A 26,291-nucleotide genomic window follows, 5' to 3' on the forward strand; every position below is an offset into this window, starting at 1 on the left:
ACAAATAATGTAAACAATGAGGGATATGCCTGATTCTACAACTGCATTGTTCACTTTGAACAAATCTCTCGATTATCATAAACATGATTTGTTCATTCCTGTCGACCTGTATGTTTTACTAAACTCCCCTTATTATTCATTCCGAATAATTTTGGTATCTCAAGTAATATAAATCCCCAAATTTCCGTTGTTCCAAACCGGAAAATTTGATATTTCCGGTTACCAATACTACGATTGGATTGTTGAATCGTCCAATCGACGGTCAATGAATGAAGGAGGAATCATTATGGCAAGAATAGCTTATGAAGTTAAAGGTGCAACTGCATCGGGTCCATATTCAGCTGCGGTAGACGCAGGCGATTTAGTTTACTTATCCGGTCAAACTGCAATGAACTCTGTCGGGGCAAAGGATTTGACGGGTGACATTGCCGGGCAAACGGAGCTCTGCTTTAATCACTTATTCGAGGCACTTGAAGCAGCCAGCCTTACACCTGATGATGTTGTTAAGGCTAATGTTTACTTGACGGATATGAATAATTTTTCCGCAATGAACGAAGTATATGCAACAAAATTTTCTAAACCTTACCCTGCAAGAACATGTGTCGCTGTTGTGGGACTGCCACTTGGGGCAGAGGTTGAAATTGAATTGATTGCTAAAAAATCTAAATAAATTAAATGCACAGACAGAAACCCACTGAGCCTATAGCTTCAGTGGGTTTTTCCGATTATAGAGCACCTAAACTGTGAAGGAATTTGATTAATTCATCCCCATATGGACAAACTTCGAATACGGTATTTTGAAGATGAGGGAGATGAATTTAGTGGATCAAATGAAAATTAATTGCGATTTTTCACCGATGAAGGAAGTACTTAGAGATGACATTCGTCGGCTTATCAGAGCCTTACAAAATAATATAGAAGCCATCTTTGATGAGGAGACCTGTCTCCTTGGTGATTTCGAAAAAATAAAAGGTGATTTTTTATCCATTGAAATGAAAGCCGCCACTTTCTATTTAAACTGCTATCTTTCTCCGTTTACCGATAAATATCCCGAATTGTCGACGAGTGTACAAAACATGTCACGATTGAAACATGGTGGATTAATAGTAATCCAACGGGAAGATCCCCTTGAATCTTTGTTGACGTCCGGCATTTCAGTTGGGGCCGATTTGACGCATACATTGATTGAATCCATTTTCTATCCCGGAAGTCCACTCCATGACGGTGCCGTGTTAGTGAATCAAAACCAAATCGTATCCGCCGCAAATGTCCTTCCTTTATCCGGCAGATTTACAGGGGATAAAAAATTAGGAACAAGGCATCGCGCTGCTTTGGGCTTAACAGAACGCAGTGATGCGCTTGTTCTTGTCGTGTCGGAGGAAACAGGACGGGTGTCATTTGCTTTCAAAGGGGAACTGTATCCGATTACGACATTGGTCGGGTAAAGGGGATAAGTAAACCTACGTAATGAAAATAGCCGATATGATGTAAGTTTTCACATCGTACCGGCTTTTATCTAACATTCAATCCTATAATAATTCCCTTGCTAATAATCGATACACATTCAAACGCTGTTCTTGGGAATGAGGGATGCTGACAATCATCGCTTCATCAAAACCGTATTGCTCCTGCTCTTGTTGGAGTTTCGCTGCAATTTCTTTTGCATCTCCGACTAAATGGACTTTACGATTCTCTTCTATTGTCATACGGTCCATTTCCGTTAATGGATAATCACTTGCCTCTTCAGGCGTTAAAAATGATGTCAGCCTACCTTGCATAAATAGCAAACGCCAAATGTCCTGAGGCTTCGCTTCGAATTCCGCCTCTTCTTTTGTTTCAGCCGTTGTCACCATATAGGAAACATTGATTTCCGGTTTCTCCATAAAAGCGGAAGGTTTAAAGTTCTCTTTATACGCATCTAAGATATACTTCGACATTTGCCCGTTGAAAAACTGTGCGAATGAATAGCCGACACCTCTAATTCCTGCTTGGATAGCACTGTTGCCCGTCGAACCCAATAGCCATGCTTCCGGTAAAACGACATAAGATGGTGTAGCGATTGTCTGATCATATAGTTTATCCGTCGGTACCTCGTCATTGATCAACTGCAATGCTGTATCAAACTTCTCGTACATATTATGCAATAAGGGCTGACGTCCCTCGGACAATGCATAGATGGCGCGCTGATCCCCACCCGGTGCCCGACCGACGCCGAAATCGATCCGACCTGGAGAAAAGGCACTTAACGTTTTGAATACCTCTGCCAATTTCAACGGTGAGTAATGCATCATCATTACTCCGCCGGTCCCGATCCGAATGTTTTTCGTTTTCGCAGCCAAATGAGCCGCCACTACTTCCGGAGCTGAGCTCGCGAAGTCGTTGGTTCCATGGTGTTCCGCCATCCACATGCGATGATAGCCTAACTCATCGCCTAAAACCGCCAACTCTTCCGCATTTTTCAAAGCGTCAGGCGCACTATTCCCTTTTGTGATCGGTGCTTGATCCAATATACTTAGTCTCATATGTATCCGCTCCTTTCTTTTAGTCTAATTGGCCTCATCAGTTATTAACAACAAAACAGCTTACAGCAAACTTCCTTTCAATCTCTCCTATTTAAACTTCTTTCCAGTTATTTAAACCTATGAACGAACATATGATTAGTAAGATAGATGTGAAACAGAAAAATAGGTTACCGATGTAAATCCCATTGGATATGATAATCTTAAGGGGTAGGTGAATTTTCAATGAAAAATGATATTGAAGATTTATTTGAAAGGGAAAAACAAAATGAACCGAAGATGAAAGTGGAAAGAAAAGATGGAGAACCGACCGCTGCGTTCAAAGGGGCTTCCTGGGCAGCGCTGTTAATTGGGGCGTCAGCTTATCTGATTGGATTGTTTAACGCAACCATGGAGTTGAACGAAAAAGGATACTACTTTGCGATATTGATATTCGGACTCTATTCTTCCGTATCCTTGCAAAAAGCAGTACGAGATAAACAGGAAGGAATACCAGTCACGAATATTTACTATGGCATTAGCTGGCTTGCACTTCTCATAGCCATTTTATTGATGGGCATCGGCTTGTACAATGCAGGAAGCATCGTTTTAAGTGAAAAAGGATTTTATGGCATGGCGTTTGTTCTAAGTATCTTTGCAGCCATCACTGTTCAGAAAAACATTAGGGATACACAGAAAGTAAGAGGGATGGATTGAGCAGCTTTCGATGTTTTTTTTGCAAAATCCGACTGAGTGTGACCCACTCAGTCGGATTTTGTTTGCCTACTTTTTAAATGATAACCCATTTGTCTTCAAAGCATCTCTAAGCTTCGGTATAGAAGCTGGCCCCATACCGTGAAATTGCAAAATCTCTTTTTCATTAAATGTCGAAAGCTGTTGCAAAGAGGTAATACCGTTATTTTCCAACGCCCGTCTTGCCGGTGCTGATAGTCCTGAAAGAAATCCAGTGTCAGGTTTGCGTTCTTGCTCACATATCGGACAGGTCGGGCAGTCGCTGCTTTTATAGTAGTTATGTCCTTTGCTACAAGTCCTAAGGGTTTTCTTTGAAGTTGTCATTTGTACTAATCCCCTTCACTCAAATTTACCCTCTCTATAATCTCTGTATAATCTTCTCTTCCGAATTTATCACAAACGAACCACGAGCGACAACTTTTTCCCCGATGTCCATTTTGTCGGTGAAGATGCGTTCACTCTTCATGTTTGTATTCAGGGGGCAATCGAATCGGAAATCCGGGTAGCTGAGGAAGTTAATAAATTGAATGGCGATAGTATATAAAAAACGACTTCGTCGCCGAAGTCGTTTTTTATCATGCTTCTGTTTCTTGAAGTCTTCCTTTATATTTCTCTTTCGGTTCCAATCTCCCCTGCTGCCATCTAAGATAAATATTATTTGAAACCAACGAGAGGATAATGAAAATGGTACCAACATAGTCATAGGCAGTGACGCTTGCACCTTGAAAAATTTGAATGACCAATGTCGTAACGGGTACGAAGTTAAGGAATAGTAATCCATTTAAAGGCTTGATAACACTGACACCATAATTCCATCCGACCAAGGCAATAACGCCCGGGAAAATCACCATGAATGCAATATGAGGGCTTGTAATGATTATTGCTTCTGCGGTTGGTACAGTGACATAACCAGTCAACGTTACGACGAAAACTACAATTCCAGCAGTCACAGTTCCGAGCAAGCAGCTTAGAGTAGAATAACGTAAGGCTGACCAGCCATCACTACTGAATCTGCTACCACCCATCGTATAAACAACCCACCCAATGACCGCGATAAGAATCAATAAAGACGGGATGATGTCATTTGACGCTGTAAAGAAGGCACCAAAATCACCCTTCGTTACGACTAATGAAGCTCCTACAAACCCAATGAACACACAAAACATCGTAAATGCATGAGGTCGTTGCTTAATGAACAGCCAAGCGATGATGATGGAAATCATAGGCATCAACGATTCCATAATGGAGGCTATCATCGTGCCGGGATTACCCAACAGGTCTTGACCCCAGAAAATGAGCAGATTATAAACCGTAAAGGCCATCGTTCCGAAAAACCAAAGGGACCAACCTTTTCCTTCAAAGCGAAAAGCTTGTTTACCTTCCTTCCATAATAGCCAAACGAGTAAAATGATTGTTACGAAACCATAGCGAAAAAGAGTGAAGTAAAACGGGTCTAAATGATGAAACGCATGGTTCGCAACTGGAAACATCGCACCCCAGGATACTGCAGAAATCAAACATAAAATAGCGGCAACCAATATTCTGTTCTTCAATCTAAGATGTCTCCTTCAATTACCTTCTATATCCTCATTAAAGCACATTCATGATATCTCTCGAAATGAACAATATTGATGTTATCCATCTCAAATGGTGATACCATATAGTAAAGCAAGTTGGGGGGTCATCAAATGGAGTTCAAAGATTTAGAGATTTTTCAAATGGTTGCTATCAAAGGCACAATTACCGATGCTGCAAAAGAATTAAGTTACGTCCAGTCCAACATCACTTCAAGAATAAAAAAACTTGAGGCGGAAATGAATACAGCCCTTTTTAACCGCCATAATCGGGGAATGACGCTAACACCCGAAGGAAAAAAATTACTTGTCTATACCGAGAAAATTCTATCGCTGACAAATGAAATGAAAAAAGTCGTTCAAAGTAAAACTGAACCAGCAGGTAAACTCGAAATCGGAACGGTTGAGACAGTCATTAAATTACCAGTTATTTTATCTTCATATAGTAAGAAATATAAAAACGTCGACTTATCATTACATACAGGTGTAACTGAACAACTTCGAAACGATGTCTTGCATCACCGTTTGGACGGTGCTTTTGTGACCGAAATCGATCAACATCCCGAACTTGTTTCCCATAACGTCTTCGAGGAAGAACTCGTCTTACTATCGGACTGTTCTAATACATCGATAGAACAGCTTTTAGAGGAACCGATTCTTTGCTTCAGCAAGGGCTGTGGCTACCGGGCGAGACTTGCAAAATGGTTTAAAGATCAAAACATAACGCCTCAGAAAGTAATGGAGTTCGGGACGTTAGAAACAATATTAGGAAGCGTTTCAATGGGGCTTGGGATTACTTTTGTTCCAAAATCAGCTGTTGGTCATCTGGAAGAGCGAGGACTTGTCCATTGTCACTATCTACCTGAAAAGTATAGTAAGGTAAATACCATATTCGTCAGACGAAAAGACGCCTATTTAACGTCAACATTAGAGAGGTTTATCGAAACGTTCGAACAGGTTGAAGGCGTAATGCCTTATCCGCTTGCTTACTGACATAGTAAAAGCCTAATTTCTCGATTGCGCATGAGAAATTAGGCTTTGTAACAGTGTTATGCACTAACCTTATCTTTATCTGATCCGAAAAGTTTGTTATCCAAAGAGAATAATTGGCTTCCGCTTATCACTAATACAACTGCCATTGCCAATAAAGCTACATCTAATTCATAGCCTGCTGCTTCAGCACCCACAAATCCTACAGACAATTTTGCGGTAAAAATAGCACCAACCAGCACGATACCAATTAATGCAGAGACGATACGCGTTCCCACGCCTAAGATTAACGCAATTCCTCCAAGCAACTCAATAACAGCAACTACATAACCAAGGAAACCTAAAATACCAATGCTTTCAAACCAACCTGCTACATTTCCAAGACCCATTTGAAACTTTGCAATACCATGTAATAGGAATGTTAGCCCCAACACTACTCGAAGGATCAACAAACTCAACTCATATTTTTTATTCATTTTTTTATTCTCCTCTATCTTTTATTAATTTCATAAGAAACTTGCTAAAACTTTATTTACTTGTTGCTTTCCTTACTACTGGAGCTACCTTGGTAGCCAATAATTCAATACTCTTCACTACTTTTTCAAACGGTAAACCGCCAATATCGACTTGCGCCATGAACCGTTTATGACCAAATAGCTCGTACTGGCGTAGGATCTTCTCCACAATTTGCTCTGGGCTTCCTACGAACAATGCGGTATCAGGTGCCGTTAGTTGCTCAAATTCTGCAATTGACATTCTACCAGAAAACATTCCTCGTTGACTGTGTACAGCCGACCAATAATTTGAATAATACGGATAGAATTCTTCTTTCGCTTGTTGAGTCGTATCCGCAAGATACCCATGGCCTGTAACACCGACTTTGAGATCTTCAAGACGATGCCCAGCTGCTATTCCCGCCTCATGGTAAAGATCCACCAATGGCTTGAATCGTGCAGGGTCTCCCCCTAAGATTGCCAACGCCATCCCAACGCCTAATTTACCGGCACGGACCGCACTACTTGGGGTTCCACCAACACCAACCCATGTTGGCAATTCTTTTTGCAAGGGGCGGGGTGCAATTTCCGCATTCCTCAGTGGCGAACGGAAACGGCCGTCCCATGTCATTCTCTCGTTTTTGTTAAGCTTTAAAAACAATTCGATGTTCTCCGAGAACAAAGCGTCATAATCATTTGTGTCATATCCGAATAATGGAAATGATTCAATAAACGCTCCTCGACCTGCTATTATTTCTGCTCGCCCATCCGATAGCAAATCCAATGTTGCAAAGTCTTCAAACAGACGAACTGGGTCAACCGTACTTAATACGGTAGTCGCACTTGTCAGTTTGATTCGTTTAGTTATTTGGGCTATGGAGGCTAATACTACAGGTGGTGAAGAGACTGCATAGTCTAATCGATGATGTTCGCCCACACCGAAAATATCCAGACCAGCCTCATCAGCCAGTTTTGCTGCCTCCATAATCTCCTTCATTCTCTGCCCAGCGCTAATACTTTTACCTGAAATTGGATCCACCATTATATCTGCAAGTGTAAAGAGTCCGATTTCAATCAATTTATCCACCTCCTATTATCAATTCAATTAACTAATTGTTAGTTGCTTACTTTATGTAAGTTACTATACAATCAATATATAGGATAGTCAAGTAACTATTTTATAAATAATAATTCAATTATTTATTATTCCTCGTTATACTACTAGTAGGGAGCTGATCAAAATTGGAGAAGTCGATATGTCCGAGGTTTGAAAAGGCCATGGGTTTATTAAGCCAAAGGTGGACAGGTTTAATAATTTACCAGCTATTGTCCGGTCCGCAGCGATTTTGTAATATCGAAACATCGATTGGTGTAAGTGGTAGGGTTCTATCGGAGAGGTTAAAGGATCTGGAGAACGAAGGTATTGTGAAACGTGAGGTTTTTCCAGAGACGCCTGTTCGAATCGAATATACGTTAACTGAAAAAGGTAGATCCCTCGCGCCTCTTATGAAAGAAATAGAAACATGGTCACAAAATTGGCTACAAGTGTAGCTCGGTAAGTATTTGATATGCGAATAAAAATGTCCTCAGTTGAACTTATACAACTGAGGACGTTTTTGAGGTCATTACACATTTTCCACAGGGAACCAACCTTTTACGTTCATCATAAGCTCCCAAAGTGGCTCCGGCACTTGTAGAAGTGCTTGATCATTTGGATTAACCGTCGTTTTGATGTCTTTTTCATTACCCTGCTCCACTTTTTCAACCCATTCAGGTTCAACGATGAGCTCTCTGCCTAAAGCAATAAGAGGAATGCCTGTTTGCTCGAGTGCTTGTACTGCTTCGTCCGGTGTATGGATGGAGCCTACTCCGATAATCGGAACTCGATTTCCAACATACTCTGCAATAAGTTCCATTCGTGATTGTTTGCTATCAACTCCACGGCGAGGTTTGGACCAAAAATCAGTGATTCCCATATGAATATAATCTAATTCTGCCTCAACTAACGTATCAAGAAGAGCGAACGTCTCATTCATTGTAATTCCTGGCGTTTCCGGTTCTTCTGGAGTAAGTCTGTAACCTATGATAAAAGGTTGTAAAGCACACTCTGCAATGACTCTTTTCGTTTCTTCTATTACTGCGAGTGGAAAAGTAAGTCTTTTTTCAAGGCTTCCTCCCCAACGATCTGTCCGTGTATTGGAATGAGGCGAGAAGAACTGTTGAAGTATATACCCGGTTGCACCGTGCAATTCGACACCATCAAATCCAGCCTCAATCGCACGGCGAGTTGCTTCCCCAAAATCCTTAATCAATTCAACAACTTCTTCATCACTCAAACTGCGCGGTGTCTTATCGATACTGTAAAAACCACGATCAAGACGAGGTGCCACACTACTTGCACTGACCGTTTCCCCATTCGGAATTAAGTGTGGTACTGCCAACCTTCCCCCATGATAAAGTTGCAATACAGCTTTTGAGCCTTTTTCCTTTATCGAAGAAGCAACACGTCTCAAGCTCGGAATCATCGTATCCCGATCTGCTGCGAACTGTCCTTCGAAACCTTTCCCATTTGCTTGTATGTATGCACAAGCCGTAATGACCATGGCGGGTCCATTCGAACGGGCCGCATAGTAGGTCAGTTCTGCATCAGAGGCGGTATCATCTGGATTTGCTGAAAACGTAGTCATTGGTGCCATGACTATTCGGTTTTTTAATTGAACACCATTTTTGAGAGTAAATGGTTCAAATAATGGTTTGTATATCTCTTTCATCATTGATTTCATTCTCCTTCCTTTAGTGAAAAACACTATCTATCTTTGCAATTCATTATCTGTCGCATGCCAAGTTCCTTTGATATCTCTTTACTGACTGTTAGTACCTTATTCGTCAATCCTCTTAGGAGCGTCTTTTTCATTTTGTCTATGGGCCCAGCTATAGCAACTGCTGCAACTACACGATTTTCATGGAATACCGGTGCGGCAATGCAACGAACCCCAATAAATCGTTCTTCATCATCAATGGCAAACCCTTGTTGTTTTATCACATCCAAGTGGTGTGAAAACATTTCTATATCTACAAATGTATTGTCAGTGGCTTGATGAAATGGAAGCTGTGAAAATGTTTCTTGTTGTTCAGTCGGTATCAAGTTTTCCAATATGACTTTACCAAGTGCACTGATATGGGATGGGGAACGGTTCCCAATCTCGGGATGGTACGGTTCTGTAAAGGGTGGTTTAATCATTTGCTTCATCACCACGTCAGTTCCTTCCAGCACCCCGATATATACTCCTTCAGCTTCATTTACGCCCAATTGGTAAGGTGCCTGCAACTCAGTCCAGTTAATGGAGCTTTCACATCCATTCACTTGAAACTTTTTATCATTCCGTACAAAATAATTGTCATTTTTTATAACATAGTTCATACTTTCCAAGGTACTAAGCAACCGAAAAACCGTTGTTTTATTTAAATCCAAGGCCTTTGAAATTTCCGTCAGTGTCAGAAATTTTCTCTCCTGTAGTATATCTAATATTTGAAGCCCCTTTTTTAATGTCGAAACTTCATATTTACTCATCGGTTTCACCTCGTCCCTGAAGTCAGCTTAAGATACCTTCTATTCAGATACAACTACTCAGCATTTTGTTTCACTATTTGAAACTCGAAATTTATATTATGGATATATGTGTGAAATTAATTCATACCGCGGTTTACGGGATGCCCGATTCGATCTATGGGATGTTGCGGAAATTCTACGGGAAGTCCGACGTGTTCTATGGGAAGTCGAGGCACTTCTATGGGAAGTCCAACGTGTTCTATGGGAAGTCGAGGCACTTCTATGGGAAGTCCAACGTGTTCTATGGGAAGTCGAGGCACTTCTACGGGAAGTCGCAGCACCTCTACGAGAAGTCACTCAAGATAAAGTCTTGTATAATGTAGATAATTAGCCCGGAGACTCTATAAGACATGAATTTACGATGGCTGCAAGGAGCAAACGTATGAAATCAAAACTAACATGGCATCATATGTACCAATCGGAAGCTGCACGGATCATATTTATCGCCCTGTTGACAGCGATTACCGGCGAATTGAAAGTGATTCCGTTTGCGGGCGAAACATTTCGTTTTGCGCTCGGCGGAATTGTATTTTTTTTGCTGATTTTAATTTATCCACCTAAATCAGTTTTACGGACGGGATTTGTCACTTCAGTGGTGGTCGTCTTGTTCCGTATTATCGAGCAACTCTGGCTCGGTGCTGATTTGGCGGAAAGTGTTCAAATGCATTTGCCTGTTTTTTTATTTTATATCTTGTTTGCAATGGGCTGGCATTTTGTAGGTTTGGAGAAGTTTAAATCGCATCCCCTTCAACTTGGTGCACTTGCGTTTTTGTTTGAAATTGTAGGCAATACTGCGGAACACGCAGTACGTAATTGGTGGACGGCACATTACTTGCTCGATCTGAAGGAGTGGTCGATTTTAGTTGGTGTGGCATTGCTCCGCAGCTTCTTTACTGTTGGACTTTATAGTTCCGTCGCTCTGTCGAAAGAAAAGCAACGTGTCCGGGAAATATTAGGAATCGGTTCTGAACTGTATGCAGAAACGTTATATTTGCAGAAATCTATGGATCATATGGAGCGTATTACTGCATCAAGCTATGACTTGTACCGCAAGTTGCAGCAAGAACACCAGCGCCCGTTAGGCATCCAGGCATTGCAAATTGCACAAGAGATCCACGAAGTGAAAAAAGATTCACAACGAATATTAGCAGGACTCTCGCAATTGACGAAACGGGAGGAAATGTCGGTTTTTTCTTTATCCACAGTGATGGAAATGGTGCAATCGGCGAATCATAAATACAGTAAAATGCTTGGCAAGCAGGTGACTTTTCACATTAGACAAACTTCGGACTTCCAGACCGAACAGCAAATCCTGCTACTGGCAATATTAAATAACCTTGTGGCGAATGCCGTGGAAGCAATTGAGCGTACAGGGACTGTCCGCATGATAGTGAGTCAAACAGAGGGACAAGTCTGTTTTCAGATCATAGATGATGGAAAAGGAATTTCAGCCGATCACGAGATGTTAATTTTCGAACCCGGATTCACGACAAAATATGGCGATCATGGTGCACAGGCCACTGGAATTGGTTTGTCCCATGTGAAAGCAATTACCGAGTCGCTCGGAGGAAGCGTTGAGGTAATTGCATCGGAAAAGGGAACTCATTTCAAAGTTAAGATCCCCCTTGAAAGGCTACAAAAATGAGGTGTGTGATGTAATGAGGTATTTCATAATTGATGACGATAAGGTATCCCGTTCCATGTTGAAATCTATTATCGTTGAACAGCGGCTGGGAATAGTCGTTGGTGAATCGGATGGTAGTTTGAAAACACTTGAACAGGTGCATACACTATCGCCAAATCTTGTCCTGATTGATTTGCTGATGCCTGAAATGGACGGGATTGAAATGATCCGGCAGTTGAAGGCACAAGGATTTCGGGGGCAATTTGTAATGCTGTCCCAAGTCGTCAACAAAGAGATGGTAGGGGAAGCGTACCAGGCAGGTGTGGAGTTTTTCATCCACAAGCCGATCAACCGCATTGAAGTTGAAAACGTATTGCGACAAACCATCGAAAAGATTCAACTAATGCAGTCCCTTGTAACTATCCGCGATACGCTTTCGTATATTGGCTCTCCTTCCCCGCAAAAAGTTGGCCGCTCCCTTAAGGAAGTAGTGCTCTCAATTTTGCAAGACATGGGTATAGCCGGCGAAAATGGCAGCGCGGATATGTTAAATATAATGGAAGTGTTGACGGAACAGCGAAGCGATGCGGCAATCCCTCCGCTAAAGCAGCTCTACGAAATGGTTGCACGGAAAATGGGTGTTGCGGAATCTGAGCTGCCTAAAGAAGTGAAGGCAATGGAGCAACGCATCCGTCGGTCCATAACCGTTGCAATTGACCATTTGGCATCACTTGGTGCAGTGGACTATACAATCCATGAGTTTGAATATTACGCCCCTCGCTTTTTTGATTTCCAGGAGATTTCAACACGAATGAAACAAATACAAAACGAAGAGACGCCAAACCGGCCAGTAAAAGTTCAAGTGAAAAAGTTTTTACTGATGCTTTACAAAGAAACAATTGAACAGCAAAATAACTTTTTGTAGGTTTACGTAGATTCTTGTAGTTTCCCTTTACAATAAAAAAACACGCTTCAGAAAGCGCTTCCAATCCAGATGTAAAGGGGGACTTACTATGAAAAAGAAATTTAAAATCTCTTTAGCATATCAAATATTGATTGGTCTTGCTCTCGGTATTGCAGTAGGGGCAATCTTCTATGGTAATCCGAATGTCGAGACTTATTTACAGCCACTTGGTACGATGTTTATCAACATGATTAAAATGATTGTTGTGCCAATCATCATTTCTACATTAATCGTCGGTGTAGCGGGCACAGGTGATATGAAACAATTAGGTAAACTTGGCGGTAAAACGCTTATTTACTTTGAAATTGTGACGACTATCGCTATTTTGGTTGGTCTATTTGCTGCAAATATCTTCAAGCCGGGTGTCGGTATCGATATGTCCGTATTGCAAAAAGGAAATATCGATAAATATGTCCAGACGACAACAGAGGTTCAAAACAATGGTTTCATGGATGTTCTTGTTAGTATCGTTCCAAGTAATATCGTAGACGCGATGGCGAATGCGAACATGCTATCAATTATTTTCTTCTCTGTACTGTTCGGTTTAGGCGTTGCAGCTATTGGTGAACGCGGTAAGCCGGTATTGGCATTTTTCCAAGGCGTTGCAGATGCAATGTTCTTCGTTACGAACCTGATCATGAAATTTGCTCCAATCGGGGTGTTCGCACTTATCGGAGTGACTGTTTCAAAGTTTGGCTTAGAATCACTTATTCCAATGGGTAAATTGATGATTTTAGTTTACGCAACAATGGCGTTCTTCATTATATTTGTGTTAGGTGGAATTGCAAAAATGGTTGGGGTTAATATCTTCTCCTTCCTGAAACTATTGAAGGAAGAATTGATTCTTGCCTATTCTACATCCAGTTCAGAAACAGTATTGCCGAAGGTCATGGAAAAAATGGAGAAGTTCGGCGCACCAAAAGATATTGTTTCATTCGTTGTGCCAACTGGCTATTCTTTCAACTTGGACGGTTCGACTTTGTATCAAGCACTTGCTGCCATTTTCATCGCGCAAATGTACGGTATCGATTTAAGCATTATGGATCAAATAATGCTCGTCCTTGTATTAATGATCACTTCCAAAGGGATTGCGGGCGTACCTGGCGTATCATTCGTCGTATTGCTTGCAACACTTGGCACAGTGGGTATTCCAGTTGAGGGATTGGCGTTAATCGTAGGGATTGACCGTTTGCTCGACATGGCACGTACAGTTGTCAATGTCGTAGGAAACTCTTTGTCTACAGTTGTCATTTCAAAATGGGAAGGCCGCTTTGGCGAGGAACCGAAACAGGAAGAAGAAAAACAGCAATTCGTTCCCGCTGAAGAGAAATTGGTATAATAAAAAACACTGTCTGGCATTTGCCGGGCAGTGTTTTTTTACTTTATGTCAGCCGCATCGTGTTAATGCTTTATATCGTTACACCTAAGAACTGCTTTTGTATGTTAATAAAGTAAGCGTCACAGAAAGTCAGTTTTACTGATTTTCTGTGATGCTTACTTCTCCATTGGATTTAATTATCAAATGAACTGTTATTATCTTGCTTATTATTTCTCTGGCTCAATATAAGGAACAATCTCCGCCGTAGCCCCCACGGATGCCCCGCGAATAAAGTCCTCATTAACTAACGCTTTAAAACTTTGTGTTCGACCGGTCAGCATGACTCCCAAAATTTTCACATCTTTAAACTTCTTGTCTTTATTTTCTTTTAAAAACTCTTGAATCACCTCGTTATAACCCTTCGAATCATACACTTCAAGCGAAGCAATAAAGTTATCGTATGCATCCATTGTAGAATTGGATGGACTGAACCCATACACCGGCATTCCAGCTGGACCATTACTCTCGTCCCCTATTTGGGATGCCATATATAACCATACAATGTTCAAGTTTTCCGGGATTTTCCCTTGAATCTCTTGCCATGTATACGGTTGGTCAAAAGAAACCGCCACTTCAGCAACTTGATTCTTCACTTGCGAGATTTCGTTCAGTTTATTTTCCACTACATGATATTGCTGGATGGCTGGATGATAAAATGTGGCCACTTTGTTTTTTGTTTGCTTGTCATACTCGTAGAATTCCTTATCGGACCAGAAAAACCCCGGTATTAATTCATTGTGATCAATATCATTGCGTAGCCAGCCGTAAGAACTTGTCAGGGTGCTCCACTGCACTAAATAGCCGTTAATATTTTTCGAACGGTTCGTCACAATATTGCCCCCAAACATGGAACGATTGCTTGTAACTTGTGAGTCAATTCGAATATTCGGCTCCGCAATTGCATTATGCAGAAAGAGTTGTTTGTGTAGACTAGTAGAACCTTTCGCAGCAAAGTAATTTCCGGTTTTATAAAGAATCGGCAATGAAATCAGTACGACCGCCAACGAGATAATAACTATTTTAAGATATTGCCTTCGTTTTGCTTTTTTCAGTGCGTTTTTCAATGATTGATCCATTATCTTTCCCTCCTGTTTGTGTGCACGGATTGACGGGCACGGTATAACTTCTGTTTAACGCTGGTCGTTTTAATGCATAGAATTTCTGCAATTTCTTCATAGGAGAAATCGTAGTAGTATTTTAGAAAGAAAAGCTCTTTATATTCTTTACGGACGTCTTGCAGTAAATAAAGAATCTCATCTTTATTTAACAAAGTGTCCAGTTCATAGTTTTCTTGTGATAACTTTGAATAAATTTCATCGGTTAGTATCGTATTCCGCCTTTCCTTTTTTCGTTTAAAATCAATATGCTCATTCAGCGCCACCCTGAAAAACCACGGGCGGAGATTGCTTTCATCTATAGCATCCAGCAGTGTATACACTTTATAAAAAGTATTTTGTACGATATCTTCCGCATCCTCCTTTTTTGCTCCTTTCGCACGCAATAAACTCTGCACTTCCCCTCCTAAAAGGATAAGATAGGAGGCGAATCTATCCTCTTTTCTCACATCATTTTTCCTCCCTCTCTACCTATACAACGAATAAGTGGATGTAAAGGTATACACTTTGTTTTCAACACAAGAAAGGCCATTCGGGGAGACGAATAGCCTTTCTTGTATATTTTCATTTGTCGGATTGAATGCTATATACTTCTATCGCATTAATCGTATCATTTCCCGGTACTGTCGTACTGATATAAGCAGTGCTGGAATCATCGCTCCAATAACCGGTCATCGAAATTACGGCATATAAGTCTGCATTTTGCATAAGTATTGTCGGTTTGCTTAGTTGTCCTTCCACAAACTCCGCTACATAGACATTCGTTTTAAATTCTTTCCCTACTTGCACCGGTGTATCGAATATTATTTTACTCTGATCCGGCGATAGTTTATAAAACGGCACCCATATGCCTTCTTTATCCTTCCCACCCGCAACGAGCTGTGTCACATCACCCGTTGATAGATTCAGCGTATAAATACCCGATTTACCTTTGTATACATCATTGAAAATTATTGTCTGCTCATTAAGGAACTGAAAACGATTCATCGAATCTATACCTTCCAAAGACGATAGTTTCCTGACTTCCCCATTATCCAATAAATGATATAGGCCATATCCTTCTTTTAATGAATTTCCTGCAATATAGATTCCTTCTTCGCTTGATTGGAATGAATTAATCGCCATTCCGTTACTATCAAAGATTTCATCGATATCCCAACTGAACTTTTGCTCGGTTTTCAACACAGTCTTTTCCACCCTGAAAACTTCGCTCGTATTGATTACCTGGATTACTGTTGCACCCACAGCGTCTCCAAAGTAGGTACTCCACTCTTCCGACCCGTTGCCAATGAATGTTTTCGTACCGCTTTGAAAATCATGGACATAAAATTTTTCATTTACATACGATATCGCCCGCTCTTCATTCTCCGATATAAGGGTAAACGGTACATCCATCAGTTTTTCCTCGTTTTTACTCTCTACATCATAAAGATACGTCGCATTATGTTGATTGAAATACAACCGCTCTCCTTTAAAGCCCGTGTAATCCGCTTTAATGTCAATCGGAATCATAGCTTCATGCGTGATGAGCAGATGGCTTTCATCCAACGCACTCTCAAGCTTTACATTGTCACTGAGCGTTACTGTCTTTGATGCTGCCTTCCCTGAAATGGAGCAGCCGGCCGTCATCATGGTGCTCAATGTGAGCATTGCTGCTATTCCATGCCATTTTCTTTTCATGTTCATAACCTCCTGTTAGATGCTTACAGATCGATCATAAGAAAATGTTGTTGCCAAGCATGCCTTACATGTTTCCAACATGTTTCTGCCGAGGAAGTTTTATGCTAATTCGGGCATGTCCGTTTCTCTCTTGAAACTGGATCATACCGTGATGACGAGCTATAATATCCGCACAGATGAATAATCCCAAGCCTGAACTGCCTTCCATTTTACTGTGCACGAACGGTTCAAATATATTGTCCGCAATGGCTGGTGGAATCGGCGCACATGGATTGGTCACCGTGATTTTTTCGTCTACAATGATTTCTACAGAGCCCCCCGGCGTTCCGTGCAGAATAGCATTATTGACCACATTCATGAAGAGCTGCCGGATTTCATCCGGATTGCCCTGCATAATATAGGGGCGGCCTTTCAGGTGAATCTTCATATGACGCGGATCTGCCAGCACTAGAAGATCTTCACAGACGGATTGCATGATCGGGCACACATCGATCATTTCATGGCTACTATTAGACATGAGCGATTGGTATTTTGATAACGCAAGTAATTGAGTTACCATTTCATTCAATCGCTCACTTTCATTTCTAATTTTCTTAGAGGCTCTTTGCAGGAATTCAAGGTCATCAAATTCCCTCTCCCCAATGATTTGGGCATAACCCGAAATGGTCGCTAATGGTGTCTTCAGTTCATGTGTAACGTTATGGAGAAAAGCCGTACGTTTTTCTTCTAATAACAAAACCTTCTCTTTCTCCTGTTCAATCGTTTGGATATGCTGCTGGATTTGCAATTGCATCTGCTGAAAGTTGTGAGCCAGTTCTCCGATTTCATCCGTTGCCTTGTTTGCAGCAATCGGCTCATAATCGCCTGTCGTCATTCTTTTCGTTGCAGTTGTCACTTCTTTTACTCTTCGAATGAATTGATTGGATAATAGCAACGACATCAAATAAACGCCAACAAACAAAAGTATGGTCATCACGGTGAAAGTCCGGAGCAGGATTTTATTATGTAAGAAAACATCCGTGTAATCCGCTGTAAATCGGACAACCCCATACAGAGTATTATTCAGATAGACTGGATAAGCGAAATAGAGGAGCGTTCCCCCCTCCCGCAGCTGCTGAATGGTATAAGCAGATTGGTTTTGAAAGGCTCGTTTTAATTCCTCGCTGCTACTCTCCCCTACGTTCTCCTGAAATTGTTGCTGCTCCATTAAAAGAGGCCGATTAATCGGCACCGCTTCATACAAAAACTGCCCTTCACGATTGTAAAGAGCTACACTTTGGCCATTTAACTTACTTAATTCATTCGCTAACTTATCACTATGTTCAACTACGAAGTTCCCACTTTCCGGATGCAGCTGCCCAAATTGTTTTATGAATTGCGTCGACGAATATTGCAAGGAGGCGACTGTTTCCTCGAGATTGGTCATTGTATTTTTTTCTAACATCTTCGCCATGGTTTGATTGCTTAAAACGGCTGCAATGAAAAATACAATGAAAAAACCAATGAAAAACTTTTTCCGGATCGTTAGTTTCATTGCTTATTGTCCTCTCATTCTATAACCCACACCGAATACCGTCTCAATTAGGGATGGATTGAGCTTTTTACGAATACGTTGTACATGTACATCCACTGTCCGCAACCCGCCCTCATAATCCATTTCCCATACCGTATCGAGGATTTCCTCCCTTGAAAAAACTCGACTTCGATTTTGGGCGAATAACAATAATAATTCGAACTCCTTCGGCTTCAAAGCAATCAATTCTCCATCTTTGATAACGGAATGAGCACGAGAGTCGATATGGATACTCTCAGTAATATGGAGCAAGCGTGACGGCGTTTGGTTACGCCGTAGCAGCACATTTACACGCGCGAGAACTTCCCGAATATCGAACGGTTTCGTCATATAATCGTCTGCCCCAAGCTCCAGCCCAACCACCTTATCTACAATATCATCACGCGCCGTCAGCATGAGAATTGGGGTAGTCGTCATGGCGGTTATCTTTTTGCACAGCACAAAGCCCGTCGTATCCGGAAGCATGAGATCTAAAATAATGAGATCGATTTCAATCCCCTGAAGAACTTCCAATGCCTTTGCACCTGATGTTGCCCCAATGACCCGGAACCCCGCTTTCCGTAAAGCATACGACAAAATATCATAGATCGATTCTTCGTCTTCTATAATCAAGATTGTCTTTTGTACATGGTCCATTTTCATCTTCTCCTACATCTTAGCTTCCTCTAGTATAGCGTGAAGTTGTTGCTAAGTTGTTGCCTGCAATACTAAAAAAGATAGAGTGAGCCGATATCATTCTGCCCTCTATCCTTTTCACCTACAGTCAATACTCGAAAACTAGTGAACCTACAAGCCTGCCTGTATTAAATTTATACTGCCGTCCTCATCCATTCTTTGCCACTCCCGAACATTAGTAAAATGACGCGCCAATTTATTCGCCGTTATCGTTACACTTTCCGGATAATCAAGAACTTCCAGTAGTTTGATGGCATTTCTGGTTTCAGAAGGCCCAGGATGAATTTTATAATCAAAGATTACTTTGCCATCTACAATCGATTCTCTGAAATGATAATTAGTATATAGTTCGCCAGTTATTTCTGTAAGTTCAATATCATGGGAGGCAATGATTGTCATGCCTTTATTTACTGATAGCCACTCCATTATTGCAGCTGATGCTGAAATTCTTTCAACCGTATTCGTCCCTTTTAGAATCTCATCAATGAATGAGATAATTGGTTTCTGTTCCTCGCTCAGCTTGATAATTCTTTTTAGAGATTTAATTTCCGCGATAAAATAACTGTCCCCGTCTAACACACTGTCTTGAATTGCCATGGATGTGACTATATAACTTTGTTTCATCGTCCATTTACTGGCCAATACAGTGTTAATCGTTTGTGCCAAAATAGCATTAATAGCGACAGCTTTTATATAAGTAGACTTTCCTGAAGCATTAGATCCAGTGAGAAGGACCGTTTTACCGAGGGCTGAGGAATTCGTAACCGGATCTTTCAGAAGGGGATGAGCCAAATTCTTGAATTCAAGCTCTTCAGTATCCACAAAAGTAGGCACCGTATAAAATGACAGATACTTACGGTAATATGCAACCGCAATCGCCGCGTCAAGTTCACCAATTGACTCCCATAATTGCTTATACGTATTTCGATACTTCACAACCGTTTTGACAATTTGGTTGTAGGCAATGAAATCTAGTAAAAATACAATCCGGACATACTCGAACAAAACATCAAAGTCTCCGCCCGTGTTTCCGCCTATCGACAACACTTTACCCCAAAAAGAAGTTTTTCTTAAACCCTTTCCTTCACCTTTAAAAATGTCCTTATAAATAGCGAATCGAGAATGATGAATGGATGTTAGTCGTTTTCCCGTGCCTATAATAGCCGCCACATATGTAACAGAGTGCAAATCATTATCCAATCGATTTTTATTCCTGTAATACACTACAAGATTTAATGTGAATGAACTGAACAGACCGATTGCCCCATATTTCAAACTAAAGAACATAAGAATGATCGACGCAATCGGCAAACAAGCTAAGACGATATACATATATACATGCTTAAGCTTTTCATGATTGAAATTAAAAAAGTAAGAGGAGGTATTTGCATGATTGCGTTTTCCCAAATTCGATAAAATGAGAAGCACCTTTTCTCTTAACTGATCATCATTGGCTAAAAATTGATAAAGCTCTTCTTTCTCATGAACACCCTTAAGTTTCGGGTCAATATCTCGCAATTGGTTAAATAAATACTCGGAACCAACACTTGTCTGTGTGTAATTAAGTTTTCCAAAGACTTCATTCATTGAAAGGTCATCCCACGTCAACTGGTCTACACCAGCATAACTTTCTGCCGACCCTTTCTTATTCTCCCAATATGAAGAAACGGATGATAAATCCTCACCAAAAACATAATACGTCCCACTATCCCACTCTTGTCGCAGCTTTTTTAATTTCTTTTGATTTCTTGTTAAAAAATGATAGGTAATGATAAGAATTGCAGCAATGATAATTACTAAAACCGGACTCATCGTAACAGCACCTTCTTCCTACCTCCTTATACGAACCCATTTTTCATAGGTTTCATTTAAACAAAAAAATCGACCTCCTATTGGATAGTCGATTTTATCGGGGCTACTAATTCTTCGTATTATTCTGTTGCCGTAAAATAGAACTCCCCTAAAACTTGCTTCGCTTGATATTCATCTGAAGAAAGCTCTTTTTTAATGAAAGATTCAACGTCAGATTTCTCTACATCGTACATTACTTCAATTTCTTTCGAGAATAAAGTTTTTTCTTTTTTAAGTAACGCAGAAAGTGGTGTCTGTTGCTTAGGTTGCAGTTCCTCTTTGTTAAGAACTTGTTTTAGTCCTTCAACATAGTATTCAAACGGGCGGCCACCAACAATTTTGACACCTTTGTTTTCCTCATTCATCATAATAATAGTTGGGAAACCTCTTGCGCCCAAGTTTCTTACTAAAGCAAAGTCTTCATTCAATAATTGTTGTCCAATTGGCTGTTCAGCTTCTGTTACGATAGCTTTTCCATCCAGACCAAGTTTACTTACAATCTCAATGAGGACGGATTGATCCGATACGTTTTGATTGAAAGCAAAAAGTTCTTCTCTTGCACGGCGTAAATATTCATTCGCTTTTTCATCGCCATGGTTTTTTTGGATAACTTTAAACACACGTGAAGCCGGATATGAAGATTGTACTGGATTATCAATCATTAAAGAACCATCAATCGGCATTCTTGAGTGTTCCCCTACCTCTCTCCAATGACCGGCAACGTCAGCTGGTTTATAAATACCGTTTGCAGGATCAATTGGTCCGTCATGCCATTTTTCCAGCAAACCACCCATAACTGTGTGTAATTCAAAGTAATTTCCGTACTGTTCTATAAAGCGGCCAAATACAGGTTCAATTGCCCAACAATGAGAACAAATAGGATCCGTCACATAATAAAGTCTAATTGTTTTTTCCGGTTGATTAAAATCAATGACTTCCATTTCTTCTTCCCCAGCTACTCCGCAGACACCTGTTTCCATATCACAAACCATATTATTCATGTCTTTCAATTTACTTCTCCTCCATTCAAGTTTTTTTACATTTATTTACCTTATGACTAAATATTAAGCCACAATGAAGAGAACCGACACCAATAGTTTTATCGATTTGTCGTTTATCCAACACTTTGCAGAAAGTGTTTAAAAAGTAGGTGTGGTGATTATGGAATGACTATCCCTACCGTGTATGCGATAATACTAATATAAGAACCTACGTTTCATTAAAATGGTAAAGAGGTGTATTGATGAAGCCTGTCATTCTAGCTGAAAAACCATCCCAAGCAAAAGCGTATGCTGATGCTTTTTCTGTGCGAAAGCATGAGGGCTATCTTGAGATCAACCCATGCCCAATCTTCCCGGCAGGTGCGTACATTACATGGGGAGTCGGCCACTTGGTCGAGTTGAAGGAGCCGGATGCTTACAATCCCGCTTGGAAACGTTGGACGCTTGGTAGTCTGCCGATCTTGCCGGAACGTTACGAGTTCCAAGTGGCGAAGGGGAAATTCAAGCAGTTCCAGATTGTGAAGAAGCTGATTCGCGGGACGGATACGGTCATTAATGCTTGTGACGTGGACCGGGAAGGATCGAACATCTTCTACAGCATTTATTATCAAACAGGTGCCCGCAACCAGACGATCAAGCGCCTTTGGATTAATTCGCTTGAGATGGATGAAGTGCGGAAGGGATTTGAGAACCTACGGGATAACCGTAAGGACCTGCAGCTGTATGAAGAGGCGAAAGCCCGGCAGATCAGCGACTGGCTTGTCGGGATGAATGCTTCCCGCCTTTATACGCTTTTGTTGAAAGCGAAAGGGGTCCAGGAAGTGTTTCCAATCGGACGTGTGCAGACTCCAACAGTTTACTTAATCTATCAACGGCAACGAGAGATTGAGACGTTCGTATCTGAACCATTTTTTGAAGTGGAAGCCACTTTTAAAGCTGAACATGGTACGTATAAAGGAAAGGCAAAAGCGAAGGAGCCGAAACGGGAGCTTATTCAGGAACTTCTTGCAAAACATGGAATACAACCGAATTCACCAGGGACGATTACATCTGTCACACATACAGATAAGCGGACGCCCCCACCACAGCTGCATTCCCTATCGACCCTACAGGCTACGGCGAACCGGCGATGGAAGATGAGCCCGGCAAACGTGCTGAAGACGATGCAAGGTCTATATGAAAAGAAGCTTGTCACCTACCCGAGGACGGACGCTCGCCATATTACACCGAATGAATTTGCCTATTTGAAGGACCAGGTCGGAGACTACCAACAATTAGTCGGGCATCCATTCCCTGTCGCTTCGCTTGCTCCGAAAAAACGATATGTCGACAGTTCGAAGGTGCAGGAACACTATGCAATCATTCCGACGAAGAAGATACCCACGCAAGCGGTAGTTGGTCGGATGTCCGCCATCGAGCGAAATCTTTACGAGGAAGTTGTCCGAACGACACTTGCCATGTTCCATACCGATTACTTATACACGGAGACAAAAGTGACGACGGATGTGAATGGCCTAGAGTTTTACACGACGGGTAAAACGGAGAGGGATTTAGGATGGAAGGCTTTATTCCAACGGTCTAAGGATGACAAGGACGAGCCTGCCTTGCCGCCACTTCGCATTCAAGAAACAGTGGCATCCGATATCGGAATAAAAGAAGGAAAGACAATGCCGCCTAAGCCTTATACAGAAGGTCAGTTAATTGCAATGATGAAAACATGCGGAAAGCTTGTCGAAGACAAAGAGGAAACGGATATTCTAAAAGAGATTGAGGGACTCGGGACGGAAGCAACCCGAAGTGGGATTATCGAAACGATAAAAAAGCATGGGTATATTAGTGTATCTAAAAATATTGTATCGATTACAGAGAAAGGCCGTGTACTTTGTCAGGCAATTGAGGGAAACCTTCTTGCCAGCCCATCGATGACAGCGAAATGGGAAACCTATTTGCGCAAAATCGGCAACGGCGAAGGAAGCGGACCGCATTTCCTCGATAGTATTTCAAAGTTCATCACAAAACTATTGGATGATGTGCCGAAGCAGTTAGAGGCAAAACCAATTGATGCGTCGAGGGTTCCCCCACGACAGTCCAAATCACGAGGCTCCTATCAAGCAGTGGAAGTGGCTCCATGTCCGACTTGTAAAACTGGAACGATTGTAGCCCGCAAAGAGTTTTACGGATGCAGTAATTATAAGAATGGCTGTAAACAGACTTTCCCGGGTATTTTCCTGAAGAAAAAGCTTACACCTACACAAGTGAAGCTTCTATGTACGAGTGGGAAAACGAATACCATAAAAGGATTTACCGCGAATAATGGCAATAAATTCGATGCATGCCTTTCCTTGGAGGATGGGAAAATAAATTTAGTGTTTACTTAACAAAATCCACTTGAGCCTTTGAGGTACAAGTGGATTTTCTTACTCTTATACAGCTTAGGCACTTAAGAATGAACTCTTTCAATTATACTACTCCAACCGAGAATTTAGGTTTTTCAAACTCTGCACCGTACTCGTCACTGTAAATATGACATGCCACCCAATGATCATTTTTGTACTCATTTAACTCTGGAATCACCTTCGCACATACATCTTTGGCGTATGGGCATCGTGTTCTAAAACGACAGCCACTTGGGGGGTCTATCGGGCTCGGTATATCTCCCTTAATCGTTACTTTTTCACGGGATCTTTCCACCTCTGGATCAGAAGTCGGAATTGAGCTTAATAACGCCTGCGTATAAGGGTGCAGTGGACTATCGTACAGCTCATCACTCGGCGCTACTTCAGCCATGCTGCCTAAGTACATTACTCCTACTCGATCACTTATGTGCTTTACCATTGACAAATCATGTGCAATAAACAAATAGGTAAGTCCGTGTTCGACTTGTAACTTTTTTAATAAGTTTACAACCTGAGCTTGAATGGACACATCCAATGCTGAAATGGGTTCATCCGCTACGATAAATTGAGGATCGACAGCAAGCGCTCTTGCTATGCCGATTCGTTGACGTTGCCCGCCGCTAAATTCATGCGGATATCTATTTCCATGATCACTGTTCAGCCCGACAGTCTCAAGCAACTCATTTACACGATTGGTTCGTTCTTTTTTACTTTTCACTAAGCCATGAATGTCCAATCCCTCGGCAATAATATCTTTAACTGTCATTCTAGGATTTAAAGAAGCATAAGGATCTTGAAAAATCATCTGCATATTTCTATTAAACTTTTTCATTTCCTTTTTCGTTTTCTTCCCATGTACATCTTCATCTAAAAAGTAGATTTCGCCGTCCGTTGCCTCATAAAGCCCCATAATTGTTCTGCCCGCAGTGGATTTTCCACAACCGGATTCCCCAACTAAGCCAAACGTTTCCCCTCTATAAATGTCAAAAGTGATTCCATCCACTGCTTTTAAAATTGTGTTCCTGCCCATAGGAAAATGCTTCTTTAGATTTTTAATTTCCAACAGTTTTTCTCGATTTTTATACATGAGCTTTCTTCCCTCCCACAACCGCCGTTTCCGGGATGTCCACTTTAGGAGCACGTTCATCAAGTAACCAACACGCCGTCTGTTGGGTATCAGACAAATGGGTGTGTTCCGGCATATGTTCTTTGCACACTTTCATTGCATACGGACATCTTGTCACGAAAGGACAGCCTTTTGGAGGATCTGCTAAGTTCGGCGGAGAGCCAGGAATTGCAAGCAGTTCCTCTTTCCTGCTATTTAATTTGGGCATAGACCCTAATAGTCCCCAAGTATACGGATGTTTGGGATTATAGAAGATTTCATCTATATTACCGGTCTCTACAATTTTCCCGCCGTACATTACTGCCACTCGGCTCGCTACACTTGCCACTACGCCCAAATCATGTGTAATTAAAATGATTGCAGTTCCTATTTTTACTTGTAACTCACGCATTAGCTCTAAAATTTGGGCTTGTATGGTCACGTCCAATGCTGTTGTCGGCTCATCTGCAATTAAGACTTTAGGATTGCACGCCAATGCAATTGCGATCATCGCACGTTGACGCATACCCCCAGAGTATTGGTGGGGATACTGTTTAATCCGGGTTTCAGGGTTCGGTATCCCTACAACTTTCAACAATTCAATTCCTCTCAGATGCGCTTCTTTTTTAGTCATTTTTTGATGTTTGATTAAACTTTCTGCGATTTGGTTTCCGACCGTCATCGTTGGATTAAGAGAAGTCATAGGGTCCTGGAAAATCATACTGATTTCTTTTCCACGGATTTTTTGCATTTGTGTTTCCGTTTTTCTAGTTAAATCTTCCCCATTGAACATGATTGAACCGCCGACAAACTTTCCCGGGGGCATTGGCACAATCCGCATAATGGAATGTGCCGTAACACTTTTTCCCGAGCCGGATTCCCCTACAATCGCCAATGTTTCGCCTTCATTCAGTTCAAAAGAAATTCCACGAACGGCCTGGACATCTGCACCGTACGTTTCAAAGGATACCGATAGGTCATTTACGTCTAATATTTTTTTCACGTTCATC

At 41.4% G+C, this 26,291-nt stretch carries 26 protein-coding genes; 10 read left to right on the forward strand and 16 right to left on the reverse strand.

Annotated features, from left to right (window positions below):
- Positions 1-286: 286 nt before the first annotated feature.
- Positions 287-670 (forward strand): RidA family protein, encoded by a 384-nt coding sequence (locus ACFPZG_RS06785; protein ID WP_317941181.1) that lies wholly within the window; start codon positions 287-289, stop codon positions 668-670.
- A 160-nt stretch (positions 671-830) separates the two neighbouring features.
- Complete coding sequence (cdaS, locus tag ACFPZG_RS06790) at positions 831-1,445, forward strand: sporulation-specific diadenylate cyclase CdaS (RefSeq protein ID WP_283734542.1); 615 nt, start codon at positions 831-833, stop codon at positions 1,443-1,445.
- 84 nt (positions 1,446-1,529) lie between these two features.
- Here cdaS and ACFPZG_RS06795 read toward each other — a convergent pair whose 3' ends face one another.
- Positions 1,530-2,522, reverse strand: a complete 993-nt coding sequence (locus ACFPZG_RS06795) for an LLM class flavin-dependent oxidoreductase (RefSeq protein ID WP_283733326.1) — start codon at positions 2,520-2,522, stop codon at positions 1,530-1,532.
- Between the two features lie 222 nt (positions 2,523-2,744).
- Here ACFPZG_RS06795 and yiaA point away from each other — a divergent pair, with 222 nt between their 5' ends.
- A complete protein-coding gene (yiaA, locus tag ACFPZG_RS06800; RefSeq protein ID WP_317941182.1) occupies positions 2,745-3,215 on the forward strand; it encodes an inner membrane protein YiaA in 471 nt (156 codons plus the stop codon).
- Positions 3,216-3,281: 66 nt separating this feature from the next.
- Here yiaA and ACFPZG_RS06805 read toward each other — a convergent pair whose 3' ends face one another.
- Both ACFPZG_RS06805 and ACFPZG_RS06810 read right to left on the reverse strand, forming a co-directional pair.
- Positions 3,282-3,575, reverse strand: coding sequence for an RNA polymerase alpha subunit C-terminal domain-containing protein (locus tag ACFPZG_RS06805; RefSeq protein WP_283733327.1), 294 nt, complete (start codon positions 3,573-3,575; stop codon positions 3,282-3,284).
- Between the two features lie 251 nt (positions 3,576-3,826).
- A complete protein-coding gene (locus ACFPZG_RS06810) occupies positions 3,827-4,804 on the reverse strand; it encodes a DMT family transporter (RefSeq protein ID WP_283733328.1) in 978 nt (325 codons plus the stop codon).
- A gap of 135 nt (positions 4,805-4,939) precedes the next feature.
- Here ACFPZG_RS06810 and ACFPZG_RS06815 point away from each other — a divergent pair, with 135 nt between their 5' ends.
- Positions 4,940-5,818 carry a LysR family transcriptional regulator gene (locus tag ACFPZG_RS06815; protein WP_283733329.1) on the forward strand — a complete coding sequence of 293 codons (879 nt, stop codon included), beginning with the start codon at positions 4,940-4,942 and terminating at the stop codon, positions 5,816-5,818.
- 56 nt (positions 5,819-5,874) lie between these two features.
- On the opposite strand, the gene ACFPZG_RS06820 is transcribed toward ACFPZG_RS06815, so the two are convergent.
- Both ACFPZG_RS06820 and ACFPZG_RS06825 read right to left on the reverse strand, forming a co-directional pair.
- A complete protein-coding gene (locus tag ACFPZG_RS06820) occupies positions 5,875-6,291 on the reverse strand; it encodes a DoxX family protein (RefSeq protein WP_283733330.1) in 417 nt (138 codons plus the stop codon).
- 52 nt (positions 6,292-6,343) lie between these two features.
- Entirely contained in the window at positions 6,344-7,384 is a 1,041-nt protein-coding gene (locus ACFPZG_RS06825) for an LLM class flavin-dependent oxidoreductase (RefSeq protein WP_381426451.1), read from the reverse strand.
- Between the two features lie 167 nt (positions 7,385-7,551).
- On the opposite strand from ACFPZG_RS06825, the gene ACFPZG_RS06830 reads away from it, so the two are divergent.
- The gene (locus ACFPZG_RS06830; protein WP_283733331.1) at positions 7,552-7,860 is read left to right on the forward strand and encodes a winged helix-turn-helix transcriptional regulator; all 309 of its coding nucleotides are present in this window, start codon (positions 7,552-7,554) and stop codon (positions 7,858-7,860) included.
- Positions 7,861-7,934: 74 nt separating this feature from the next.
- Here the strand turns inward: ACFPZG_RS06830 and ACFPZG_RS06835 are convergent, their stop codons facing one another.
- Entirely contained in the window at positions 7,935-9,080 is a 1,146-nt protein-coding gene (locus ACFPZG_RS06835; protein ID WP_317941197.1) for an NADH-dependent flavin oxidoreductase, read from the reverse strand.
- A 35-nt stretch (positions 9,081-9,115) separates the two neighbouring features.
- Positions 9,116-9,880, reverse strand: a complete 765-nt coding sequence (locus ACFPZG_RS06840) for an IclR family transcriptional regulator (protein ID WP_283733332.1) — start codon at positions 9,878-9,880, stop codon at positions 9,116-9,118.
- A 106-nt stretch (positions 9,881-9,986) separates the two neighbouring features.
- Between ACFPZG_RS06840 and ACFPZG_RS06845 the strand changes: the two genes are divergently transcribed.
- The 4 genes from ACFPZG_RS06845 to ACFPZG_RS06860 all read left to right on the forward strand — a co-directional run bounded on the left by ACFPZG_RS06845 (position 9,987) and on the right by ACFPZG_RS06860 (position 13,846).
- A complete protein-coding gene (locus ACFPZG_RS06845; protein ID WP_283733333.1) occupies positions 9,987-10,250 on the forward strand; it encodes a hypothetical protein in 264 nt (87 codons plus the stop codon).
- Positions 10,251-10,301: 51 nt separating this feature from the next.
- Positions 10,302-11,564 (forward strand): ATP-binding protein, encoded by a 1,263-nt coding sequence (locus ACFPZG_RS06850; RefSeq protein ID WP_317941183.1) that lies wholly within the window; start codon positions 10,302-10,304, stop codon positions 11,562-11,564.
- Positions 11,565-11,577: 13 nt separating this feature from the next.
- Positions 11,578-12,468, forward strand: a complete 891-nt coding sequence (locus ACFPZG_RS06855) for a response regulator (RefSeq protein ID WP_283733335.1) — start codon at positions 11,578-11,580, stop codon at positions 12,466-12,468.
- Positions 12,469-12,556: 88 nt separating this feature from the next.
- Entirely contained in the window at positions 12,557-13,846 is a 1,290-nt protein-coding gene (locus ACFPZG_RS06860; protein WP_283733336.1) for a cation:dicarboxylate symporter family transporter, read from the forward strand.
- A gap of 206 nt (positions 13,847-14,052) precedes the next feature.
- On the opposite strand, the gene ACFPZG_RS06865 is transcribed toward ACFPZG_RS06860, so the two are convergent.
- From ACFPZG_RS06865 to ACFPZG_RS06895, 7 genes are all read right to left on the reverse strand, one after another.
- The gene (locus tag ACFPZG_RS06865; protein WP_283733337.1) at positions 14,053-14,961 is read right to left on the reverse strand and encodes a sigma factor regulator N-terminal domain-containing protein; all 909 of its coding nucleotides are present in this window, start codon (positions 14,959-14,961) and stop codon (positions 14,053-14,055) included.
- Positions 14,961-15,449: an RNA polymerase sigma factor gene (locus ACFPZG_RS06870; RefSeq protein ID WP_317941184.1), complete on the reverse strand. Its 489-nt coding sequence runs from the start codon at positions 15,447-15,449 to the stop codon at positions 14,961-14,963. Before ACFPZG_RS06870 ends, ACFPZG_RS06865 begins: the two co-directional genes overlap by 1 nt.
- 115 nt (positions 15,450-15,564) lie before the next feature.
- Entirely contained in the window at positions 15,565-16,680 is a 1,116-nt protein-coding gene (locus ACFPZG_RS06875; RefSeq protein WP_283733338.1) for a TolB-like translocation protein, read from the reverse strand.
- 64 nt (positions 16,681-16,744) lie between these two features.
- Complete coding sequence (locus tag ACFPZG_RS06880) at positions 16,745-18,214, reverse strand: HAMP domain-containing sensor histidine kinase (RefSeq protein WP_317941185.1); 1,470 nt, start codon at positions 18,212-18,214, stop codon at positions 16,745-16,747.
- A gap of 3 nt (positions 18,215-18,217) precedes the next feature.
- Positions 18,218-18,889: a response regulator transcription factor gene (locus ACFPZG_RS06885; protein WP_317941186.1), complete on the reverse strand. Its 672-nt coding sequence runs from the start codon at positions 18,887-18,889 to the stop codon at positions 18,218-18,220.
- A 150-nt stretch (positions 18,890-19,039) separates the two neighbouring features.
- Positions 19,040-20,740, reverse strand: coding sequence for a MutS-related protein (locus tag ACFPZG_RS06890; protein ID WP_317941187.1), 1,701 nt, complete (start codon positions 20,738-20,740; stop codon positions 19,040-19,042).
- Positions 20,741-20,859: 119 nt separating this feature from the next.
- Positions 20,860-21,780, reverse strand: a complete 921-nt coding sequence (locus tag ACFPZG_RS06895; RefSeq protein WP_317941198.1) for a DsbA family protein — start codon at positions 21,778-21,780, stop codon at positions 20,860-20,862.
- Positions 21,781-22,022: 242 nt separating this feature from the next.
- Here ACFPZG_RS06895 and ACFPZG_RS06900 point away from each other — a divergent pair, with 242 nt between their 5' ends.
- Positions 22,023-24,158 (forward strand): type IA DNA topoisomerase, encoded by a 2,136-nt coding sequence (locus tag ACFPZG_RS06900; RefSeq protein ID WP_317941188.1) that lies wholly within the window; start codon positions 22,023-22,025, stop codon positions 24,156-24,158.
- An 82-nt stretch (positions 24,159-24,240) separates the two neighbouring features.
- On the opposite strand, the gene ACFPZG_RS06905 is transcribed toward ACFPZG_RS06900, so the two are convergent.
- On the reverse strand, positions 24,241-25,263 hold the full coding sequence (locus ACFPZG_RS06905) for an ABC transporter ATP-binding protein (RefSeq protein WP_283733346.1): 1,023 nt from the start codon (positions 25,261-25,263) through the stop codon (positions 24,241-24,243).
- Positions 25,256-26,290: an ABC transporter ATP-binding protein gene (locus ACFPZG_RS06910; protein ID WP_381426447.1), complete on the reverse strand. Its 1,035-nt coding sequence runs from the start codon at positions 26,288-26,290 to the stop codon at positions 25,256-25,258. Before ACFPZG_RS06910 ends, ACFPZG_RS06905 begins: the two co-directional genes overlap by 8 nt.
- Position 26,291: the final 1 nt, after the last annotated feature.

This window comes from Sporosarcina thermotolerans (genome assembly GCF_042658975.1).
Lineage (GTDB): Bacteria > Bacillota > Bacilli > Bacillales_A > Planococcaceae > Sporosarcina > Sporosarcina thermotolerans.

Bases quoted from the DNA above. Each gene is read 5' to 3' on its own strand.
- ACFPZG_RS06785 (WP_317941181.1), top strand. From the start codon at position 287: ATGGCAAGAATAGCTTATGAAGTTAAAGGTGCAACTGCATCGGGTCCA.
- cdaS (WP_283734542.1), top strand. From the start codon at position 831: ATGAAAATTAATTGCGATTTTTCACCGATGAAGGAAGTACTTAGAGAT.
- ACFPZG_RS06795 (WP_283733326.1), bottom strand. From the start codon at position 2,522: ATGAGACTAAGTATATTGGATCAAGCACCGATCACAAAAGGGAATAGT.
- yiaA (WP_317941182.1), top strand. From the start codon at position 2,745: ATGAAAAATGATATTGAAGATTTATTTGAAAGGGAAAAACAAAATGAA.
- ACFPZG_RS06805 (WP_283733327.1), bottom strand. From the start codon at position 3,575: ATGACAACTTCAAAGAAAACCCTTAGGACTTGTAGCAAAGGACATAAC.
- ACFPZG_RS06815 (WP_283733329.1), top strand. From the start codon at position 4,940: ATGGAGTTCAAAGATTTAGAGATTTTTCAAATGGTTGCTATCAAAGGC.
- ACFPZG_RS06820 (WP_283733330.1), bottom strand. From the start codon at position 6,291: ATGAATAAAAAATATGAGTTGAGTTTGTTGATCCTTCGAGTAGTGTTG.
- ACFPZG_RS06835 (WP_317941197.1), bottom strand. From the start codon at position 9,080: ATGAAAGAGATATACAAACCATTATTTGAACCATTTACTCTCAAAAAT.
- ACFPZG_RS06840 (WP_283733332.1), bottom strand. From the start codon at position 9,880: ATGAGTAAATATGAAGTTTCGACATTAAAAAAGGGGCTTCAAATATTA.
- ACFPZG_RS06845 (WP_283733333.1), top strand. From the start codon at position 9,987: ATGTGTGAAATTAATTCATACCGCGGTTTACGGGATGCCCGATTCGAT.
- ACFPZG_RS06850 (WP_317941183.1), top strand. From the start codon at position 10,302: ATGAAATCAAAACTAACATGGCATCATATGTACCAATCGGAAGCTGCA.
- ACFPZG_RS06855 (WP_283733335.1), top strand. From the start codon at position 11,578: ATGAGGTATTTCATAATTGATGACGATAAGGTATCCCGTTCCATGTTG.
- ACFPZG_RS06860 (WP_283733336.1), top strand. From the start codon at position 12,557: ATGAAAAAGAAATTTAAAATCTCTTTAGCATATCAAATATTGATTGGT.
- ACFPZG_RS06865 (WP_283733337.1), bottom strand. From the start codon at position 14,961: ATGGATCAATCATTGAAAAACGCACTGAAAAAAGCAAAACGAAGGCAA.
- ACFPZG_RS06875 (WP_283733338.1), bottom strand. From the start codon at position 16,680: ATGAAAAGAAAATGGCATGGAATAGCAGCAATGCTCACATTGAGCACC.
- ACFPZG_RS06880 (WP_317941185.1), bottom strand. From the start codon at position 18,214: ATGAAACTAACGATCCGGAAAAAGTTTTTCATTGGTTTTTTCATTGTA.
- ACFPZG_RS06885 (WP_317941186.1), bottom strand. From the start codon at position 18,889: ATGGACCATGTACAAAAGACAATCTTGATTATAGAAGACGAAGAATCG.
- ACFPZG_RS06890 (WP_317941187.1), bottom strand. From the start codon at position 20,740: ATGAGTCCGGTTTTAGTAATTATCATTGCTGCAATTCTTATCATTACC.
- ACFPZG_RS06895 (WP_317941198.1), bottom strand. From the start codon at position 21,780: ATGAATAATATGGTTTGTGATATGGAAACAGGTGTCTGCGGAGTAGCT.
- ACFPZG_RS06900 (WP_317941188.1), top strand. From the start codon at position 22,023: ATGAAGCCTGTCATTCTAGCTGAAAAACCATCCCAAGCAAAAGCGTAT.
- ACFPZG_RS06905 (WP_283733346.1), bottom strand. From the start codon at position 25,263: ATGTATAAAAATCGAGAAAAACTGTTGGAAATTAAAAATCTAAAGAAG.
- ACFPZG_RS06910 (WP_381426447.1), bottom strand. From the start codon at position 26,290: ATGAACGTGAAAAAAATATTAGACGTAAATGACCTATCGGTATCCTTT.